Source organism: Agrobacterium sp. NPDC089420, assembly GCF_044900305.1.
In the GTDB taxonomy this organism is placed as follows: Bacteria; Pseudomonadota; Alphaproteobacteria; order Rhizobiales; family Rhizobiaceae; genus Agrobacterium.
In genome coordinates this window covers 232,439-250,578 of record NZ_JBJDMY010000004.1, presented here as the reverse complement: position 1 = coordinate 250,578, position 18,140 = coordinate 232,439, and the positions used below count along the sequence as shown (strand labels likewise).

Here is an 18,140-nt window from a genome sequence, read left to right as displayed (position 1 = left end):
TCTCGGCGACCTCCCTCGAGAATGCGTGTAAAAAGTGCAACATTCTCGTTTTCTTGCACAATAAAGAGACATGTCATGTCACAGGCAACGACGTCCGCCGGCCCCTCCGGGCCGAAACCCTTTTACCGCAATTTCGGCTTCCAGGTTCTGATCGCCATGGTCATCGGCCTGCTGCTGGGCCTGCTTGCGCGCAACATCGGCCCCGATGCCGCCGGCAGCCCGAACGGGCTTTCGGTGACGCTGCAGACCATCGGCAGCATTTTCGTGCAGCTTTTGCGCGCGCTCGTGCCGCCGCTGATCTTCACGGCCATCGTCGCCTCCATCGCCAATCTCAAGAACCTTTCCAATGCGGCAAAGCTCGTCTGGCAGACGCTTCTCTGGTTTGCCATTACCGCGCTGATCGCCGTGGTCATCGGCATCGTGCTCGGCCTCGTCATCCAGCCGGGCGTCAATACCGCAATCACCAATACCGCGGCGGCCGCACCGTCTTCCACCGGCTCCTGGCTGGATTTCCTGAAGGGTCTGGTTCCCGCCAACGTCTTCGGCCTCGAAGCCTCAACCAAAATCAACAACGGCGCCGCCAGCACATCGCTGAACTTCAACGTGCTGCAGCTGCTCGTCGTCTCGATTGCCTTTGGTGTCGCGGCCCTGAAGGCCGGCAAGGCGGCAGAGCCGTTCCTCGCCTTCAACCAGTCGCTGCTCGCCATCGTGCGCAAGATCCTGTGGTGGGTCATCCGCCTCACCCCCATCGGCACCATCGGCCTGCTTGGCCGCGCGGTTGACCAATATGGCTGGACGACGCTGTCGCAGCTCGGCTGGTATGCGGCGGCCGTCTATATCGGTCTGGCGCTGGTGCTCTTCGTGGTCTATCCGGCGCTGCTTCTCGCCCATGGCCTGAAGCCGTCGCGGTTCTTTGCGGGCGCATGGCCGGCCATCCAGCTCGCCTTCGTGTCGCGTTCCTCCATCGGCACCCTGCCCGTCACCGAAACCGTGACGGAAAAGAGCCTTGGCGTGCCGCGCGAATATGCCGCCTTCTCCGTGCCGCTCGGCGCCACCACCAAGATGGACGGCTGCGCCGCCATCTATCCGGCGATTTCGGCGATCTTCATCGCGCAGTTCTTCCAGGTGCCGCTCGGCATCCAGGACTATGTGCTGATCGTTTTCGTCTCGGTCCTCGGTTCCGCTGCCACGGCCGGCCTGACCGGCGCGGTGGTGATGCTGACGCTGACGCTGTCCACGCTCGGCCTGCCGCTGGAGGGCGTGGGCCTGCTGCTCGCAATCGACCCGATCCTCGACATGGGCCGCACGGCGGTCAACGTCGCCGGCCAGGCGCTGGTGCCCACCCTCGTCGCCAAGCGCGAGGGCATTCTCAATGAGGCCGTCTACAACAACGCCAAGGACATCGACGCGCTCGATGACCGTGAGGCAGTGACGGCCTGACGGCCTGACGGCGATAATCGCGGGGCGTTTCCGGTGAAAAGGAGACGCCCCGCATGTGCCACCTCCGTTTTTCCACGAAAATTTGGGATTGACGGACATGGCTTGATCGATAGCCGTAACGACACGGACAACAACGCAACTTCAGCGGACCCTGTGCATGGCGAAACGTAACTGGATCTATGTCGGCCTGCTCGCCTTCCTGTCCCTTGGCCTCCTCATCGACGCCGCCATCTGGCCCGCCGGGCCGCCCAGTTCCTTTACCGCAAACGATCTGGTGCAGATGATCGGCATCATCACGCTGTTTGCCTGGTGGCAGATAGAAGATGCCGAAAAGCGGGATATCCGACGCAGCTCCGCCGCCAAGGTCGCGACCATTCTGCTCGCCCCCGTCGGCCTTGCCATCTATCTTTATCAGACCCGCCGCTGGACACGCGCCACGCTCGGCCTGATCGCCTTCATGGGCGGCGTCCTTCTCGCCGCCATCCTTACGCTGCTGTTGAGTGACTGGCTCATTCTGCAGGGCTTTTTCCCGCCCTCCTTCTTGTCCGGCTCTTAACCGAGCTGAAGGCCCGTCCTGTGGTGGTAGATTGATGCAACTTTCCACCCCGACGCGGCTTTTCCCCGTATGAAAACAGGCGTATCAATCGCGGCAATAAAAGTGCCGTACGGCTGTCATGTTAAGGGAGAAACAAAATGCGTGTTTCCATCGTCTTCAGTGCGCTTGCCGCCATCACGGCGCTCACCGCCTGCCAGACGCTGACGCCGGAAGAGCGCCGGGCGCGGGATGAGGCAACATGCCGGGGTTATGGTTTCCGCCCCGGCACGGACCCGATGGCCGGTTGCCTTCTCGATCTGGAAATGGACCGCCGCGCCGACAACCGCGCCTGGCAGGCGCAGATGAACCGCGACATGTTCTACCGCCCCGTGGTGGTGGAGCGGCGCATCATCGTCCAACAGAACCCCTGACGGGAATGAAGGCGACGTTGCTCGCCACCTTGCCCGTTTCCCTCTTCGCCGCCAGCGTTGCCTGCGCCGCGGCCAAGCGGGCGATGGGCACGCGGAAGGGCGAGCACGACACGTAGTCGAGATCGGCATCCTCGCAGAAGTGGATCGAGGCCGGGTCGCCTCCATGTTCGCCGCAAATGCCGAGCTTGAGCTCCGGCCGCGTCTGGCGGCCGCGTTCGGCGGCGATGCGGATCAGTTCTCCGACACCGTCGAAATCGAGCGAGATGAACGGATCGCGCTCGATGATGCCCTTGCGCTGATAGGTATTGATGAACCGCGCCGCGTCGTCACGCGAAATGCCGAAAGTGGTCTGCGTCAGGTCGTTGGTGCCGAAGGAGAAGAACTCCGCGGCTTCCGCGATGACATGGGCGCGCAGTGCCGCACGCGGCAGCTCGATCATGGTGCCGGTGAGATATTCGATCTCCATGCCGGTTTCCTCTGCCACCGCGGCGGCGACGCCGTCGATGACCTCGGTGACATAATCCAGTTCCGCGCGCAGCCCGACCAGCGGCACCATGATTTCAGGCACGACCGGCGCGCCGGTGATGCGCGCCGCCGCCACGGCGGCTTCGAAAATGGCACGGGCCTGCATTTCGGCGATTTCCGGATAGGAAATGGCGAGGCGGCAGCCGCGATGGCCGAGCATGGGGTTGAACTCGTGCAGCGCATCCAGCCGCTGGCGGAACACCGTCTGCGGCATGCCCATGGCGGCCGCCACCTCGACGATCTCGCCATCGGTCTTCGGCAGGAATTCGTGCAGCGGCGGATCGAGCAGGCGGATCGTCACCGGCAGGCCATGCATGATCTGGAACAGCTCGGTGAAATCCGAGCGCTGCATCGGCAGGAGCTCATCAAGGGCGGCGCGCCTGCCCTTTTCGCTTTCGGCAAGGATCATCTCGCGCATCACATGGATACGGTCACCCTCGAAGAACATATGTTCGGTGCGGCACAGCCCGATCCCCTCAGCGCCGAAGGCGCGGGCGGCGCGGGCGTCGGCCGGGGTATCGGCATTGGTGCGCACCGTCATCCTGCGTAGATTGTCCGCCCACTCCATCAGCTTGCCGAAATCGCCCGACAGTTCCGGCTGCGTCATCGGCACTTCGCCCTTCAGCACCCGACCGGAAGAGCCGTCGATGGTGATGACATCACCGCGCTTGAGCATGCAGCCGACGCCGATCAGCACCCTGTTGCGCATGTCGACGCGCATGGAGCCGGCGCCGGTGACGCAGGGAATGCCCATGCCGCGCGCCACCACGGCGGCGTGGCTGGTCATGCCGCCGCGGGTGGTCAAGATGCCTTCGGCCGCATGCATGCCGTGAATATCTTCCGGGCTGGTTTCGATGCGCACCAGGATGACGCGACGCCCCTCGGCTTCCGCCGCAACCGCCTCTTCGGCGGTAAAGACGATTTCGCCCGTCGCCGCCCCCGGCGAGGCCGGCAGACCGGAGCCGATGATGGGCCGGGATGTGCCGGGATCGATGGTGGGATGAAGCAGCTGGTCGAGCGACGAGGGCTCGATGCGGCAGACGGCTTCCTCCTGCGAAATAAGCCCCTCTTCCACCATATCGACGGCGATCTTCATGGCGGCACGGGTGGTGCGCTTGCCGGAGCGGGTCTGCAGCATCCAGAGCTTGCCGCGCTCGATGGTGAATTCCAGGTCCTGCATATCGCGATAGTGGTTTTCCAGGCGCTTGCAGATCGCCAGAAATTCACTGAACGCCTCCGGCATCAGCTTTTCCATCGAGGGCTTGTCGGAACCCGATGCGAGCCGGGCCGCCTCGGTGATCGATTGCGGCGTGCGGATGCCCGCCACCACATCTTCCCCCTGCGCATTGACGAGGAATTCGCCGTAAAGCTCCGCCTCTCCCGTCGAAGGATTGCGGGTGAAGGCGACGCCGGTGGCCGAGGACGAGCCGAGATTGCCGAAGACCATGGCCTGCACATTGACGGCAGTACCCCAATCGCCCGGAATATTATGCAGATGCCGGTAGGTCACGGCGCGGTGGTTGGTCCAGCTGGCGAAGACAGCGCCGATCGCCCCCCAGAGCTGCACGTGACAGTCCTGCGGGAAGGCTTCGCCGAGCTCGTCCTCGATCAGCGTCTTATAGAGCGAAACGACGTGCTGCCATTCGACCGCCGACATGTCGGTATCATATTCATAGCCGAGACGGCCTTTTTCATCCTCGAGAATTTCCTCGAAAAGTTCATGGTCGAGGCCCATGACGACATCGGCATACATCTGGATGAAACGGCGATAGCTGTCCCAGGCAAAACGGGCGTCGCCCGCATCATGGCCCAGCGCCTCGACGGTGCGGTCGTTGAGGCCGAGGTTCAGCACCGTGTCCATCATGCCGGGCATGGAGGCGCGCGCGCCGGAGCGGACGGAGATGAGCAGTGGCGACTGGCTGCCGCCGAAGGTCTTGCCGGTCACGGTTTCCATGCCGTGCAGGCCGGCCATGACCTGCAGCTTCAGCTCTTCGGGAAGATCGCGGCCATTCTTGTGATAAAGCGCGCAGGCATCGGTGATGATAGTAAGGCCGGGGGGAACGGGAAGGCCGAGACTTGCCATTTCGGCAAGGTTCGCGCCCTTGCCGCCCAATATCGCAACGTCGCCTGCCCTGCCTTCGGCAGCACCATTGCCGAAGGTATAAACCCATTTTTTCATTCCACGCTCTCCACCCAGAAGCGTTGTCATTTTTCTATCATCTACAGCATTGGCGGCATGTTGGAAACGCCACAACGTGCAGTTTACATCGCAGTGCAGCATAATTGCGGCGAATTACGCGCCAGAATCGCCTTAAACACAAAATAACAGCAGGGCTGACGCATTCGTGTAATGCGCAGAAACGGAGTGTTCCCTAAGCCATTATCATCGCCGACAAAGAGATTATTCATGCAATTTACTCGCCGCCACACGTTGAAATTTGCCGGAATTTCTTGCGCCGCCACCGCTTTTGCCGGTGCGCTGAAAGCCGAGGGCGGCACGCCCGCCGCAAATGCAAATGCCGCCACTGCCCTGCCCTTTGCCCTGACGACACCGATGCATATCGGCCAGGCCGCGCTGCGCGTGCGCGATCTCGACCAGATGATCGACTATTACCGGTCTGTGCTGGGCATGAACGAGGTGGAACGCACGGCAAGGGGCGTGACGCTTGGCGTCGGCAGCGCGCCGCTGCTCGACCTCGTCCACAAGCCGGCGGCGGATTACGAAAGCCCCACCTCCGCCGGCCTGTTTCACATCGCCTATCTGATGCCGAGCCGCAAGGATCTCGCCCGCTGGCTGGTGCATGCCGCGCTCAAGCAGGTGCCGCTTTCGGGTTTTGCCGATCACAATGTCAGCGAGGCGATCTATCTCAACGATCCTGAGGGCAACGGCATCGAGGTTTACAGCGACCGGCCGAAGGACACCTGGGTGTGGAGCGGCGGCGTGGTGAAAATGGGCACCGAACCGCTCGATGTGGACGACCTGGTGAAGCTGACCGATACCAAGAGAAGCGACTATGTGACGGCCCCTTCGGCCATGCGCATCGGGCATATTCACCTCAGGGTCGGCGAGATTGCCGCCGCCCGCACCTTTTACGAAGCGGCCGTCGGCCTGCGGCCGACACAGGATGCGCGGTCGGACGCCTCGTTCCTGTCTTCGGGCGGGTATCACCATCATCTGGCGGTGAACACCTGGAACAGCCGCGGTGCGAAGGAACGCAACGCCACCGAAACCGGCCTCGACTGGTTTTCAATCACCGTCCGCAACCCCGATGATCTCGCGGCGCAGAAGGAGCGGCTCAGGGCAGCCGCTTATGTGCTGGTGGAGATGGAGAACAATGTGGTGGAGGCGATCGACCCATGGGGCACGCGGCTGCGGCTGGTGCCGGGGTGAGCAGGCGGTAGCGCTCCGCACTGCGCGATTGACACTTATGGCAGGCTCGGCGTTTACCGGGATCCGTAATGTCCTCTCCTTCCGTCATTCCGGCCTTGAGCCGGAATCCAGCCGACGCGGCTCTCGCGCGACGGGAAGAGTCTTTTCAGCCCAAGGACTTGGGCTGGCTGGATACCGGCTCAAGGCCGGTATGACGGAAAGAGGCTTACTCCCCTGACACAATTGCCAATGCAAACCGCCACGTAACCCTATGAACCTCTAAAAAGAAAGCCTTGCGAGGCCACGGCAGCAGCCTCGCAAGGCATTCCATCCGGTACAGGAAACCGGATGGTGGGGTCTGTAGAGAGCCCTTTGGCCCTTGCGGAAAACATAACAAAACCCCGCGCATTGTCGCTCACCCGAATGGGTGATACGGCCAGATAAATTCACATTGAGCAAAAGTCGGGACTGATCCCGGACAAGCCGCCTCAGACGGCCTCGCGCAGCTGTTCGGCGGTCTGCAAATCGACCGACACCAGTTGCGACACGCCCTGTTCGGCCATGGTGACGCCGAAGAGGCGGTTCATGCGCGCCATGGTGATGGGATTGTGGGTGATGATGACGAAGCGGGTTTCCGTGGAGGCCACCATCTCGTCCATCAGGTTGCAATAACGCTCGACATTGTGGTCATCCAGCGGCGCGTCCACCTCGTCCAGCACGCAGATCGGCGCGGGATTGGTCAGGAAGACCGCGAAGATCAGCGCCATGGCCGTCAGCGCCTGCTCGCCGCCGGAAAGCAGCGTCATGGTCTGCGGTTTCTTGCCCGGCGGACGGGCGAGGATTTCGAGGCCGGCTTCCAGCGGGTCGTCGGATTCGATCAGCTGCAATTCCGCCGTGCCGCCGCCGAAGAGATGGGTGAACAGCCGCTGGAACTGCGAATTGACCACGTCGAAAGCGGCGATCAGCCGTTCGCGGCCCTCGCGGTTGAGGTTCTGGATGCCGGCACGCAGCTTGCGCACCGCATCGATGATGTCGTCCCGTTCCTTGATGAGGGCCGCAAGCTTGGCGGAAAGCTCGGCCTGCTCTTCCTCCGCGCGCAGATTGACCGCGCCCAGCCTTTCGCGTTCGATCTTCAGCCGGTCGAGATCGCGCTCGACATCGCGAATATCCGGCTTCGGCTGATCCGGGCCAAGGCCGGTCAGGCGAAACGCCATATGCGGCTCGGTATTCAGCGTTTCGCGGATGCGGTGTTCGGTTTCCTGTCGTTTCTCGCGGGCGGAAACCAGCCGCTCTTCGGCGCGGCCGCGCTTTTCGCGGGCTTCGGCCAGTTCGGAAAGCGCCGTTGCCGCCACCCGGTCAGCGGCGCGCTGCAGGTTTTCCGCCTCGGCCAGCCGGTCGGCGGCCGCGCGGCGAGCGTCCTCGGTCTTCTGCAATTCGTTGAGGAGGTTGCGGCGTTTCTCGTCGAATTCCTCGGGCGCTATGTCGAGTTCAGCGATTTCCTCGCGCGCCTCTTCCTCACGCTCGCGCAGCGTGGCGATATGATCGGCCGCACTTGCCGCCCGTGACTGCCAGGTGGAACGCTCCTGCCCTATCGCCTGAATTCGGCGCTGGCGGCTTTCCGCCTCGCGGCTCACGCCCTCGTGGCGGGCGCGGGCCTCCGCCAGAAGGCCGCGGTCAGTCGCGACTTCGAGCTGGCTTTCACGCAGCTTGAGATCAAGCACGGATAGGTCAGGCGCATCTTCCATTTCGATGCGGGCATTTTCCTCCTGAACGGCGATCTCGTCGATCTGCGCGCCGATCTGGTTCAGCGCTTCGGAAACGACATCCCGGCGGCGCAAAAGATCGCCCGAAGCGCGCTCGGCTGATGTCAGAGCCTCTCGCGCCTCGGCAAGCTGACGGGTCGCAAGCCGGCTTCGGTCGCGCACGTCCGAAAGCCGCAATTCGCTGCTTCTGATGTCTTCGGTTTTCGCGGCAAGCTGGTCTTCGGCCTCTTCCAGAATGGAGCGGGCCTCATCCAGTTCAGTCTCGATTTCAGCGAGGCGGTTCTTCTGCGACAGGCGCAGCGCTGCAGCACCCGGCGCATCGGCGCTGGCGACATGGCCGTCCCATCGCAACAGCGCGCCCTCGCGCGTGACCAGCCGCTGGCCGGCTTTGAGTGAAGGCAGAAGGCGGCGAGCCTCCGAAACGTCGGCGACGACGCCGATCTGCGCAAGGGCGCGTCTAAGCGCATCCGGCGCCTGCGCATGATCCAGCAGCGGTTTTACGCCCTGCGGCAGGGCGGGATCGCCAGCACCGTCACCATTGCCGCCCCAATAGGCAGGTGCTGCGGCATCGAGCGGGCTTTCGAGATCGTCGCCGAGCGCCGCGCCAAGGGCGGCCTCATAACCGCGCTCCACCGTCATTTCTTCCGCCACCGGCGTGAAACTGCCATTGGCGGCGGCGCTGGAAGCGAGGATCTTGGTGATGGTGCGTGCTTCGGTATCCAGCGCGTTCAGCCGGTTCTTCGCCGTTTCCAGCGGCCCGCGCGACAATGCTTCGGCGGAACGCGCCTCGGCAACGGCGGCCTCCGCCTCCTCTACCACGATCAACGCGTCCTCGACCGCGATCTCCGCCGCTTCTACCGCTTCGCGCCGTTCTGCGGGGTCCGGAAGGCCGGAGAGTTTTTCGTCGATGGCCTCGATCTCGGCGGACGCTTCCTGCGATTGCCGCTCCAGCCTCAGCTTGCGGTCGGAAAGATCGCGGATCGCCCGTTCCAACTGCTGACGGCCGGCAGCCGCCTCCGCCCGTTCGGCGGTGATGGCGGTAAAGATCGCTTCGCTTTCCGCCAGTTTGACAGCGGCGGTTTCGAAGGCTTCGCGCATCTCTTCGGCATGGCGGCCGGAATCAGCGAGGATTTCGAGGAGTTCGGCTTCTTCCTCGTCCAGCCGCGCGAGTATCTGGGCGTTATCGGAGACCAGCCGTTCCTCGCGGACAATATCCTCGCCAAGCTGCGACAGGCGGCGCGCCAGTTCGTCACGACGGCGCAGCAGGCGGTTTGCCTCGTCATCCAGCTGGGTGCGGGCGATCTGCAGGCGTTGCAGGGCGGCGGCCACGCGGGCCTCGTCCTCGCGCAGTTCCGGCAGTTTCAGGCTGGCGATGCCCTGCTGCTTGGCCGCTTCCATCTGGCCTTGCGCCTTTTCGGCGACGATATTGGTCGCCTGATTGAGCGCGCTTTCCGCCTCGCCTTCCGCTTCCTTCGCCTCCACCCAGCGGATGTGCAGCAGGGTGGCCTCACGGGCACGGATATCGGCGGACAGCATCTTGAAACGGTTGGCCTGCCGCGCCTGGCGCTTCAGGCTTTCGATCTGGCTTTCCAGCTGGGCGGTCACATCCTCCAGCCGCTCCAGATTGGTCTCGGCGGCGCGCAGGCGAAGCTCGGCCTCGTGGCGGCGGGAATGCAGGCCGGAAATGCCGGCCGCCTCTTCCAGCAGCTGGCGGCGGGCCTGCGGCTTGGCGTTGATGAGCTCGCCGATACGCCCCTGCCCCACCATGGAGGGCGAGCGCGCGCCGGTGGAGGCATCGGCAAACAGCAGCTGCACATCCTTGGCGCGGGCTTCCTTGCCGTTGATGCGATAAACGGAGCCGTTTTCACGCTCGATGCGGCGCGTCACCTGAATTTCATCGGCATCGTTGAAGGCGGCGGGCGCGGTGCGGTCGGAATTGTCGAGATAAAGGCCGACTTCGGCGGTGTTGCGGGCCGGGCGATTGCCGGAGCCGGAGAAGATGACGTCATCCATGCCGGATGCGCGCATGTTCTTGTAGGAGTTTTCCCCCATCACCCAGCGCAGCGCTTCGACCAGATTGGACTTGCCGCAGCCATTCGGTCCGACAACGCCGGTCAGCCCCGGCTCGATGATGAATTCGGAAGGCTCGACGAAGGACTTGAAACCGACGAGGCGGAGCTTGTTGAACTTCATGCCGTCACGCCCCGGCAAGAAGACGGGCAATAAAAAACGGGCGTGCGGACATATCCGCCGCCCGTTGCTTTCAGGGTCCGGCGATCAGAGCAGCTTGTCGATGACAGCCGACATGGTTTCAACCGACATGTCTCCTGCGTATTTCTTGCCGTTGATGATGAAAGTCGGCGTGGAGTTGACGCCGAATTCCGTCGCACCGCGTTGCATGGTTGCGTTCACATCATCCAGAAGTTTCTGGTTCGTCAAGCAGGCCTCGAAAGACTCCTGTGAGAAACCGGCCATTTTCGACATTTGCAGCAGGGCGGCACGCGCATCCTGGGCGACAGCCCAGCTCTGCTGCTGCTTGAACAGCATGGAAACGAAGGGGAAATACTGTCCTTCCGGTGCGCAGCGCGCCAGCATGAAGGCGGCAGCGGCGCGCGGATCGAACGGGAATTCGCGCAGCACGAAATAGACCTTGCCGGTATCGATGTACTTCTTCTTGATCTCGTCGAAGGTCTTGTTGTGGAAATTGGCGCAGTGCGGGCAGGTCATCGACATATATTCGACGATCTTGACGGGTGCGTTGGCATCGCCGAGCGCCGCTTCCGGCAGCGGGCCGGGCTTCATCACCGCAGCCATGTCCACATCGCCGGTGGATTCAGGCAGTTCCTGCGCCTCGGCAATACCGGGCGTGAAGGCAAACGGCAGGGCCGTGGCAAGGGCGGCAAGAGCAACGCCGCCGAGAAGGCTGCGACGGGAAATGGTCAGTTCGGGAAAATGCATGAAAGCACCTGTTGGTAATAGACTCTATTGTCCGTTGATTCCGATATAGCGACGACCTGTTCATCACAAGCGGGGTTTTGAACTCTTCTTGTCAAAGAATTGTGACCAGTCAAGGACCGCACGCTCACATCAAATCGTCCTGCCGCGCGGCTTCTTCTGCAGGACCGCCGTGCCGAGCCGTTCCACCGCCTTGCGCAGCGCTTCGCTTTCAATGCCGTCCATCATGTCATCGAGACGTTTTGCCGCATCGCCGCGCAGGGGCTGCGGTTTGCGCCGGCGGTTGACGGTCTGCGACACCGGCTTCTGCACGATCCTGATCTGGCGCACGGCGGGAAAGCCGAAAAAGCCGTTGATGCGGGCAATGAGTTCGCCCTGGGCATGGGTGAGAAACAAGGCGCGTGCGCCTTCGCAGGCGATTGTCAGCACGCCGGGCTGATAACCGCCGCGATCCGGCCCTTCGTCGCGGCGCGGCCAGGTGATCTTTTCCGGCCGCGTGCAATCGGCGAAATCATCGCCGGCGATCTCGTCCCAGGAGCCGAGCAATGCGGTGTTGATGCCCGCCCGCTTCGACAGCACGGGGTCCATGATGCCATTGGCGACTTCGGCGATCTGCACGACGCCTCTGCGGAATGAATCGGCGGGTTTCTTCATGCTCTCCTCGACAGAGGCCAAACGACCTCAAGCGGTCGCGCCATCGTCATCTTCTTCTGCGCGCAACAATGCACGGAATCGTCGCCAGTCCCGGCAGGCGACCAAGCGTATCATTCCCGCCACGAAACATCCAAAGAGGAAATAGGCGCCAGCCAAAAACTTCAGATGCGATATTCCCGGCTTATCCGACATAACGGCAATCACCAACATGAGGATAAGGGTAGCGAAGAGGTATATCCACAGGCCATGGCAGAAAATCGCCCAGAAACCGGATTCGACAATTCGAAAGCGGCGCGAGGGCCTGCCTCTCTGTTTCTCCAGTTCACGGACTTCGCCGAAGAGGCGGGAAAACACAAACGCCACGCTGTCTGGTCGTCCGAAATACAGCCGGCCAATATGGTTCAACAGGCTTCCAATCAAGCACAGGGCGAAGAGAACCCCGATAACATGAAGCAGCGGTTGGGGTATGTTATCCGGCAGCGTGTTCAGCATGGGCTCTTCCTCCAAATCGGATCATGGGTTTCGATGTCATGGCGTTCTTTGCCGGAGACGGTTTTCCACGCCGCCGCGACAGGCTGCTGTTGCAGATTGCCGCGCCGTGTCTATGTTCAGCGGCGATGAACACATATGCGCGACAACACATATCACATCCGACGGCGAAACAGCTTCTCGCATGGTACGACCGGCACCATAGAGAGTTGCCCTGGCGCACGTCTCCCGCCATGGCGGCACGGGGAAAACGTGCCGATCCCTATCACGTCTGGCTGTCCGAGGTGATGCTGCAGCAGACGACGGTGCAGGCGGTCAAACCCTATTTCCTCAAGTTTCTCGCCGCATGGCCAACCGTCAGCGATCTGGCGGCGGCGCCGGTCGAGGATGTCATGGCGGCCTGGGCGGGGCTTGGTTATTACGCCCGCGCCCGCAACCTGAAGAAATGCGCGGAAGCCGTGGCGCGCGACCATGGCGGCGTCTTTCCGGACAGCGAAGACGGCCTGAAGGAACTGCCCGGCATCGGCGATTATACCGCCGCAGCCGTGGCGGCCATCGCGTTCAACCGGCAGGCGGCGGTGATGGACGGCAATGTGGAGCGCGTGATTTCCCGGCTCTTCGTCATCGACGCCCCCCTGCCCGGCTCGAAACCGGCGATGAAAGCGAAGGTCGCCGCGCTTACCCCTTCCGACCGGCCCGGCGATTTCGCCCAGGCGATGATGGATCTCGGCGCGACGATCTGCACGCCGAAACGGCCGGCCTGCGCGCTCTGTCCGTTCAATGGCGCCTGTCTGGCGCTTGCCCATGACGAGCCGGAGCGTTTTCCGGTCAAGGCGGCGAAGAAGGCAAAGCCCGTGCGGCTCGGCGCGGCCTTCGTGGCGGTGAATACCAAGGGCGAGATTCTGCTGCGGCGGCGTATCGACAGCGGGCTTCTCGGCGGCATGACCGAGGTGCCGACAACGGCCTGGACCGCGCGCATAGACGGCGGCACGCAGGCGAGCCACGCGCCCTTTGCCGCCGGCTGGCAGGCGGCGGGCGTAATCGTGCATGTCTTCACCCATTTCGAACTGCGGCTCACCGTCTATCGCGCGCAGGTTCCGGATAGCCTTCAAACCGGACAGGATGACGGATGGTGGGAGCCGGTTACAAATCTTGACGCGCAGGCACTGCCAACGGTGATGAAAAAAGTCATCGCCCAAGCTATTCCATCCGCATTCGATGAAAGCAGGAAAATTCGATGACCAAGATTGAGCATATCGTATTCGACATCGGCAAGGTGCTGATCCATTACGATCCGCATATTCCCTATAGCCGTCTCATTCCCGATGCCGACGAGCGCCAATGGTTCTTCGAGAATGTCTGCACCCATGACTGGAACCTCGAACAGGATCGCGGACGCCGCTGGGAAGATGCCGAGGCGCTGCTGGTGGAGCAGTTTCCCGAGCGCGAAGAGCATATCCGTTCGTTCCGCAAGTTCTGGCACGAGATGGTCTCGCATTCCTATGACGACAGCGTCGCGATCATGCTGGGCCTGATCGACAGCGGCCATGACGTGACGATGCTGACCAACTTCGCGTCCGACACGTTTCGCGAGGCGCAGAAGATGTTTCCCTTCCTCACCCTGCCACGCGGCGTGACGGTCTCCGGCGATGTGAAGCTCCTGAAACCGGATGTGGCGATCTACGACCTGCATGCGAAGGAATTCGGCCTCAATCCGGCCGCCAGCATCTTCATCGACGATACCTTCGTCAATGTCGAAGGCGCCAGGGCTGCCGGCTGGCAGGCGGTGCACTTCACCGGCGCGGAAAAGCTGCGGCAGGACCTGCGCGCCCATGGGGTGGATGTCTGAAAAATAACGGAACGGGCAGCTGCGATGCAGCCGCCCGTTCCTTGAGTTTTCCCGCAGAACTGCCGTTCAGCCCTGTGCGAAGGGCACGGCGACATAGGTCTGCGCATCGCCGCGCTGGATCAGCAGCAGAACGGATTTGCGACCGGCCTTGCCCGCCTGGGCGATGGCCGCCTTGGCCTCGCCCGCCGACTTCACCGCGGTCTGATTGACCGAAACGATCACGTCGCCTGCCTGCAAACCGGCCTCGGCGGCGGGTTTGGAAGGCGCAACGCTCTCGACGATCGTACCCTTCTCATCCTGCGGGAGATTGAGGGCTTCACGGATCTGCGGCGTGATATCCGCCAGTCCGACGCCGATCATCGGCAAGGATTGCGATGAGGCATCGCCCTTTTGCTGGCCGTTGTCGGACGATGCCTGTGCGCCCTGGTCATTGCCGCCCACGGTGAGAAGCATGTCCCGCGTCTCGCCCTGGCGCCATACCGTGACGTGCTCCTTCTGGCCGGGCGACAGATCGGCCACCATGCGCGACAGGTCGCGCGGGGACTTGACCGCCTGCCCGCCGAGCGCGGTGATCACGTCGCCGGTCCGGATGCCGGCGCGGCCCGCCGGCGTGCCGGCTTCGACCTTGGCGACGAGCGCGCCTTGCGCCGTGGCAAGACCGATGGCATTGGCCACGTCAGGCGTTACGGGCTGTATCTGGACACCGATGAAGCCGTGCTGGATCGATCCGTCCTTCATGAGGCGAACGACGACGTTCTCGGCCTGATCGGAGGGAATGGCGAAACCGACACCGACGCTTCCGCCATTCGGCGAGTAGATGGCCGTGTTGATGCCGACGACCTTACCTTCGACATCGACCAGCGGGCCGCCGGAATTGCCGTGATTGATCGGCGCATCGATCTGGATGAAATCGTCATAGGGTCCACTGTGCAGATCGCGGCCGCGGGCCGAGACGATGCCGGCCGTGACGGTGGTGCCGATGCCGAACGGGTTGCCGATCGCCAGAATCTGGTCACCGGCCTTCAGCTTGTCCGAATCACCCCAGGAAATGACCGCCAGCGGCTTGGGAGAGACGACCTTGACGACGGCCAGATCGGATTTCGGATCGGCGCCGACAAGCGTTGCGGGAAGCTCGGTGCCGTCATCGAGCGTCACCTTGATCGAGGTGGCATTATCGATGACGTGATTGTTGGTGACGATATAGCCGTCCGGCGAGATGATGAAGCCGGAACCGAGCGCTTCCGACATCTGCGACTGGCGCTGCTGCGGCTGCTGTTGCGGCAGCGGAATGCCCTGCTCGCCGAAGAACTGGCGAAACTGCTGGTCGAACGGCGTGGTATCGTCGGTCGCCTGCTCCTGTGTCTTCATTTCGGTGGTGATGGTCACCACCGCCGGCTTGTCGGCCGCAACAATGCCGGCGAAAGAGCCGCCGGAGGTCACGGGACCGGGAACGGCCGGCAATCCGGCCTGGGCGAAAGCGGGCGTGTTGTGCAGAAAGACGGGCATTGCCAGCGGTGCGGCGACAAAGGCTGCGCCAAGCAAAGCTGCGATGCGATATCTGCGAAGAATACTGGTCATGGCGTTTCTCCTTTCAAGGATATGCTCACGGCCGCAACCGTCAGGGGAGCGGACAGGGCCGCACCCCATGCATCCGGTCAGGCGCATGATTATTGAATTTCCAATCGTTTCTTTCGAAATCCGCGCAACCCCGTGGGGGATTGGATCGTCCGGGCTTTCTGCGAATCGCCAAAACGATCCAATTCTCTGTCTGTCGCATTATCCGGGCGTAAAACCGCTACGCAGCCTTACTGGAAATGCTTGTCCTGCAGGCCGGAGGGCGGGTCGTTGCCCCGTCACCGCTCTCCGGCGCACTTTGCGGCAGCGTGACCGATCCCCGTCAAGCGAGGACGGAAAGCTGCGGTCAGCTCATGCGCACGATGTTGCGGTCAAGCTGGCGAACCTCGCCCTGAAGGGTGGCAAAGGCCTTCATGGGGATATAGCCGCGATGCATGTCGGCGGTTTTCAACGCCTGGCTACGGATTGCGGCGGATTCATTTTCGAGCCTGTTGAACGCGCTGGCGCTCAGCCTGCCCTGCTGGCGTTCGAAATCGATCCGGTGATCGGCGACGCGCAGCTCATGAAGGACACGAACCAGATGCGGCCTCTGCCCGTAGGCGACGGGGCTGACATAGCCCATGTATGTGTCGTTCATGAACAGGTCGTCATCATTGTGGCGGAAGAAATGCCTGCCGCCCCGGTCGAAATCGTGGGACCATTGACCGTGCATTCCGTCGGAGCCGGAATGTTCGCCATGCGAATGTCCGGCCGCGAAAGCACCGCCGGTGGCGGCCGCCAGAATGAAGGATGCTATTGTCACTGTCTTGAAAAGCGAGCGCATGGCACGCCTCCTTATTCATCGCAGGCAACGGCCCGCGAGTCCGGCTGTCTCGCATCGTCGAGTCGCGATCATTTCGGTCGCCGGCGACACTCAGCCTGGAAGAATATGTACTCCCCGCCGTGTATCGCGTCACGTTAATCTTCCGTAACGCGCAGGACATCTGTTGTTAAGGCTGGGGTGACCGTCCACCGCAGCACGGGCCGAAAGGGAGGCTTGGAAAAAGCTGGAGAAATCGCCGAAAAAGAAAATTGGCGCAGGCGGAAATGGCGGTCTCCGTCCTGCGCCAGTCCTGCCGCAAGCGGCATGGGACAGCAGCGTTTTGGTGATCTGTCCGAACCGGATTTTCACAACCACTGCTTTGCATCAGACACTATGACCGGTCTCTTGCGCGAAACTTGTCTGGCTAAAGTTAGATATTCGAATATACCAACGCCCGACACCGAGGTGCCGGGCGTTGGTCGTTCTCCATCCGGGACTGAAGGTACGAAACCGGACAGAGACGTATTCTGACAAGGGCGGGCGGTGGATCGTCCGTCTCCAGCCTCTGGGCTCTCGACTATTCGGCCTTTGCCATTTCACTGCGAATGATGGTTCTGAGATCATCGATCGGCTTCAGAGCGTCGCCGTCCTCATAATGCCAGAACGTCCATCCGTTGCATGCGTCGAGACCCTGCACCTTCGCGCCGAGGCGGTGAATGGAACCGGCGGTCCCGCCGGATGCCAGAGTACCATCGGCACGAATAATGGCGCTATAACGGCGGCGCGCATCCGTCAGCACCTGGCCCGGGCGGACGAGGCCGCTTTCCACCAGCGTGTTGAAGGCAACGCGCGGCTCGGCCTTGCGGCCGGTCATGACGGTCAGCTCCGCCTTGCCGAGCGGCTCGACGGCGGCGATGCGAGCGGAGGCCGCGTCGATGTAATCCTGTTCGCGCTCGATGCCGACGAAGTGACGGCCGAGACGCTTTGCCACCGCACCCGTGGTGCCGGAGCCGAAGAAGGGATCGAGCACGATATCGCCCGGCTTGGTGGAGGCCATGATGATGCGCGCCAGCAATGCTTCCGGCTTCTGGGTGGGATGCACCTTCTTGCCGTCCTCGCCCTTCAGCCGCTCATGGCCGCTGCAGATCGGGAACAGCCAGTCGGAGCGCATCTGCACATCGTCATTGGACGCCTTCAGCGCCTCGTAATTGAAGGTGTAGCCCTTGGCCTTGGGATCACGGCTCGCCCAGATCATCGTCTCATGCGCGTTCTGGAAACGGCGCCCCTTGAAATTGGGCATGGGGTTGGTCTTGCGCCAGACGACGTCGTTCAAGATCCAGAAATCGAGATTCTGCAGCATGGAGCCGACGCGGAAAATGTTGTGATACGAGCCGATGACCCAGATGGTGCCGTTCGGCTTCAGCACCCGGCGGCAGGCGAGCAGCCAGGCGCGGGTGAAGGCGTCATAGGCCTCGAAGGAGGCGAACTGGTCCCACTCGTCATCGACGGCATCCACCAGCGACTGGTCGGGCCGGTGCAGTGTGCCGCCAAGCTGGAGATTATAGGGCGGATCGGCGAAAATCACATCGACCGACTGGCTCGGGAGGGCATCCAAGGCAGCGACACAATCACCTTTGATGATGCTGTCTTTCCAGGCGTCGCTCTCGCCCGCACGATCAAAACCGGCACGCCGAAAATCGGCCAGCGGAAAAACTGCTGCCATTGGTACTCGCTCCATACGCTTACTCTTTC

General features: G+C 62.5%; 14 protein-coding genes. 6 read left to right on the top strand and 8 right to left on the bottom strand.

The window, feature by feature from the left end; translation table 11 throughout:
• Positions 1-75 precede the first annotated feature (75 nt).
• The 3 genes from ACI2KA_RS07950 to ACI2KA_RS07940 all read left to right on the top strand — a co-directional run bounded on the left by ACI2KA_RS07950 (position 76) and on the right by ACI2KA_RS07940 (position 2,406).
• Complete coding sequence (locus tag ACI2KA_RS07950) at positions 76-1,440, top strand: dicarboxylate/amino acid:cation symporter (protein ID WP_404500831.1); 1,365 nt, start codon at positions 76-78, stop codon at positions 1,438-1,440.
• Between the two features lie 157 nt (positions 1,441-1,597).
• On the top strand, positions 1,598-1,996 hold the full coding sequence (locus tag ACI2KA_RS07945; protein WP_404500829.1) for a hypothetical protein: 399 nt from the start codon (positions 1,598-1,600) through the stop codon (positions 1,994-1,996).
• Between the two features lie 137 nt (positions 1,997-2,133).
• Positions 2,134-2,406: a hypothetical protein gene (locus tag ACI2KA_RS07940; protein ID WP_400820177.1), complete on the top strand. Its 273-nt coding sequence runs from the start codon at positions 2,134-2,136 to the stop codon at positions 2,404-2,406.
• Here ACI2KA_RS07940 and ppdK read toward each other — a convergent pair.
• Entirely contained in the window at positions 2,384-5,110 is a 2,727-nt protein-coding gene (ppdK, locus tag ACI2KA_RS07935) for a pyruvate, phosphate dikinase (protein ID WP_404500827.1), read from the bottom strand. The genes ACI2KA_RS07940 and ppdK overlap by 23 nt on opposite strands.
• A 228-nt stretch (positions 5,111-5,338) precedes the next feature.
• Between ppdK and ACI2KA_RS07930 the strand changes: the two genes are divergently transcribed.
• Positions 5,339-6,322, top strand: a complete 984-nt coding sequence (locus ACI2KA_RS07930; RefSeq protein WP_404500825.1) for a VOC family protein — start codon at positions 5,339-5,341, stop codon at positions 6,320-6,322.
• A gap of 467 nt (positions 6,323-6,789) precedes the next feature.
• Here the strand turns inward: ACI2KA_RS07930 and ACI2KA_RS07925 are convergent, their stop codons facing one another.
• The 4 genes from ACI2KA_RS07925 to ACI2KA_RS07910 form a co-directional block, all read right to left on the bottom strand.
• The gene (locus tag ACI2KA_RS07925) at positions 6,790-10,257 is read right to left on the bottom strand and encodes an AAA family ATPase (RefSeq protein ID WP_404500823.1); all 3,468 of its coding nucleotides are present in this window, start codon (positions 10,255-10,257) and stop codon (positions 6,790-6,792) included.
• Between the two features lie 84 nt (positions 10,258-10,341).
• On the bottom strand, positions 10,342-11,022 hold the full coding sequence (locus ACI2KA_RS07920; protein WP_404500821.1) for a DsbA family protein: 681 nt from the start codon (positions 11,020-11,022) through the stop codon (positions 10,342-10,344).
• Between the two features lie 129 nt (positions 11,023-11,151).
• The gene (locus ACI2KA_RS07915; RefSeq protein WP_404500819.1) at positions 11,152-11,673 is read right to left on the bottom strand and encodes a DUF721 domain-containing protein; all 522 of its coding nucleotides are present in this window, start codon (positions 11,671-11,673) and stop codon (positions 11,152-11,154) included.
• 27 nt (positions 11,674-11,700) lie between these two features.
• Positions 11,701-12,165 (bottom strand): hypothetical protein, encoded by a 465-nt coding sequence (locus tag ACI2KA_RS07910; protein ID WP_404500818.1) that lies wholly within the window; start codon positions 12,163-12,165, stop codon positions 11,701-11,703.
• 125 nt (positions 12,166-12,290) lie between these two features.
• Between ACI2KA_RS07910 and mutY the strand changes: the two genes are divergently transcribed.
• Positions 12,291-13,403 carry an A/G-specific adenine glycosylase gene (gene mutY, locus ACI2KA_RS07905; RefSeq protein ID WP_404501208.1) on the top strand — a complete coding sequence of 371 codons (1,113 nt, stop codon included), beginning with the start codon at positions 12,291-12,293 and terminating at the stop codon, positions 13,401-13,403.
• Positions 13,400-14,011, top strand: coding sequence for an HAD family hydrolase (locus ACI2KA_RS07900; protein WP_404500816.1), 612 nt, complete (start codon positions 13,400-13,402; stop codon positions 14,009-14,011). The genes mutY and ACI2KA_RS07900 overlap by 4 nt, the downstream gene beginning before the upstream one ends.
• Before the next feature lie 66 nt (positions 14,012-14,077).
• On the opposite strand, the gene ACI2KA_RS07895 is transcribed toward ACI2KA_RS07900, so the two are convergent.
• The 3 genes from ACI2KA_RS07895 to ACI2KA_RS07885 all read right to left on the bottom strand — a co-directional run bounded on the left by ACI2KA_RS07895 (position 14,078) and on the right by ACI2KA_RS07885 (position 18,111).
• The gene (locus tag ACI2KA_RS07895; RefSeq protein WP_404500814.1) at positions 14,078-15,589 is read right to left on the bottom strand and encodes a DegQ family serine endoprotease; all 1,512 of its coding nucleotides are present in this window, start codon (positions 15,587-15,589) and stop codon (positions 14,078-14,080) included.
• Positions 15,590-15,932: 343 nt separating this feature from the next.
• The gene (locus tag ACI2KA_RS07890; protein ID WP_404500812.1) at positions 15,933-16,409 is read right to left on the bottom strand and encodes a hypothetical protein; all 477 of its coding nucleotides are present in this window, start codon (positions 16,407-16,409) and stop codon (positions 15,933-15,935) included.
• Between the two features lie 556 nt (positions 16,410-16,965).
• The gene (locus tag ACI2KA_RS07885) at positions 16,966-18,111 is read right to left on the bottom strand and encodes a site-specific DNA-methyltransferase (RefSeq protein ID WP_404500810.1); all 1,146 of its coding nucleotides are present in this window, start codon (positions 18,109-18,111) and stop codon (positions 16,966-16,968) included.
• Positions 18,112-18,140: the final 29 nt, after the last annotated feature.

What these genes read in the sequence shown, in the direction of transcription:
- ACI2KA_RS07920 (WP_404500821.1), bottom strand. Translation starts at nt 11,022, where the DNA reads ATGCATTTTCCCGAACTGACCATTTCCCGTCGCAGCCTTCTCGGCGGC.
- ACI2KA_RS07950 (WP_404500831.1), top strand. Translation starts at nt 76, where the DNA reads ATGTCACAGGCAACGACGTCCGCCGGCCCCTCCGGGCCGAAACCCTTT.
- ACI2KA_RS07895 (WP_404500814.1), bottom strand. Translation starts at nt 15,589, where the DNA reads ATGACCAGTATTCTTCGCAGATATCGCATCGCAGCTTTGCTTGGCGCA.
- ACI2KA_RS07930 (WP_404500825.1), top strand. Translation starts at nt 5,339, where the DNA reads ATGCAATTTACTCGCCGCCACACGTTGAAATTTGCCGGAATTTCTTGC.
- ACI2KA_RS07940 (WP_400820177.1), top strand. Translation starts at nt 2,134, where the DNA reads ATGCGTGTTTCCATCGTCTTCAGTGCGCTTGCCGCCATCACGGCGCTC.
- mutY (WP_404501208.1), top strand. Translation starts at nt 12,291, where the DNA reads ATGAACACATATGCGCGACAACACATATCACATCCGACGGCGAAACAG.
- ppdK (WP_404500827.1), bottom strand. Translation starts at nt 5,110, where the DNA reads ATGAAAAAATGGGTTTATACCTTCGGCAATGGTGCTGCCGAAGGCAGG.
- ACI2KA_RS07925 (WP_404500823.1), bottom strand. Translation starts at nt 10,257, where the DNA reads ATGAAGTTCAACAAGCTCCGCCTCGTCGGTTTCAAGTCCTTCGTCGAG.
- ACI2KA_RS07915 (WP_404500819.1), bottom strand. Translation starts at nt 11,673, where the DNA reads ATGAAGAAACCCGCCGATTCATTCCGCAGAGGCGTCGTGCAGATCGCC.
- ACI2KA_RS07900 (WP_404500816.1), top strand. Translation starts at nt 13,400, where the DNA reads ATGACCAAGATTGAGCATATCGTATTCGACATCGGCAAGGTGCTGATC.
- ACI2KA_RS07890 (WP_404500812.1), bottom strand. Translation starts at nt 16,409, where the DNA reads ATGCGCTCGCTTTTCAAGACAGTGACAATAGCATCCTTCATTCTGGCG.
- ACI2KA_RS07945 (WP_404500829.1), top strand. Translation starts at nt 1,598, where the DNA reads ATGGCGAAACGTAACTGGATCTATGTCGGCCTGCTCGCCTTCCTGTCC.
- ACI2KA_RS07910 (WP_404500818.1), bottom strand. Translation starts at nt 12,165, where the DNA reads ATGCTGAACACGCTGCCGGATAACATACCCCAACCGCTGCTTCATGTT.
- ACI2KA_RS07885 (WP_404500810.1), bottom strand. Translation starts at nt 18,111, where the DNA reads ATGGCAGCAGTTTTTCCGCTGGCCGATTTTCGGCGTGCCGGTTTTGAT.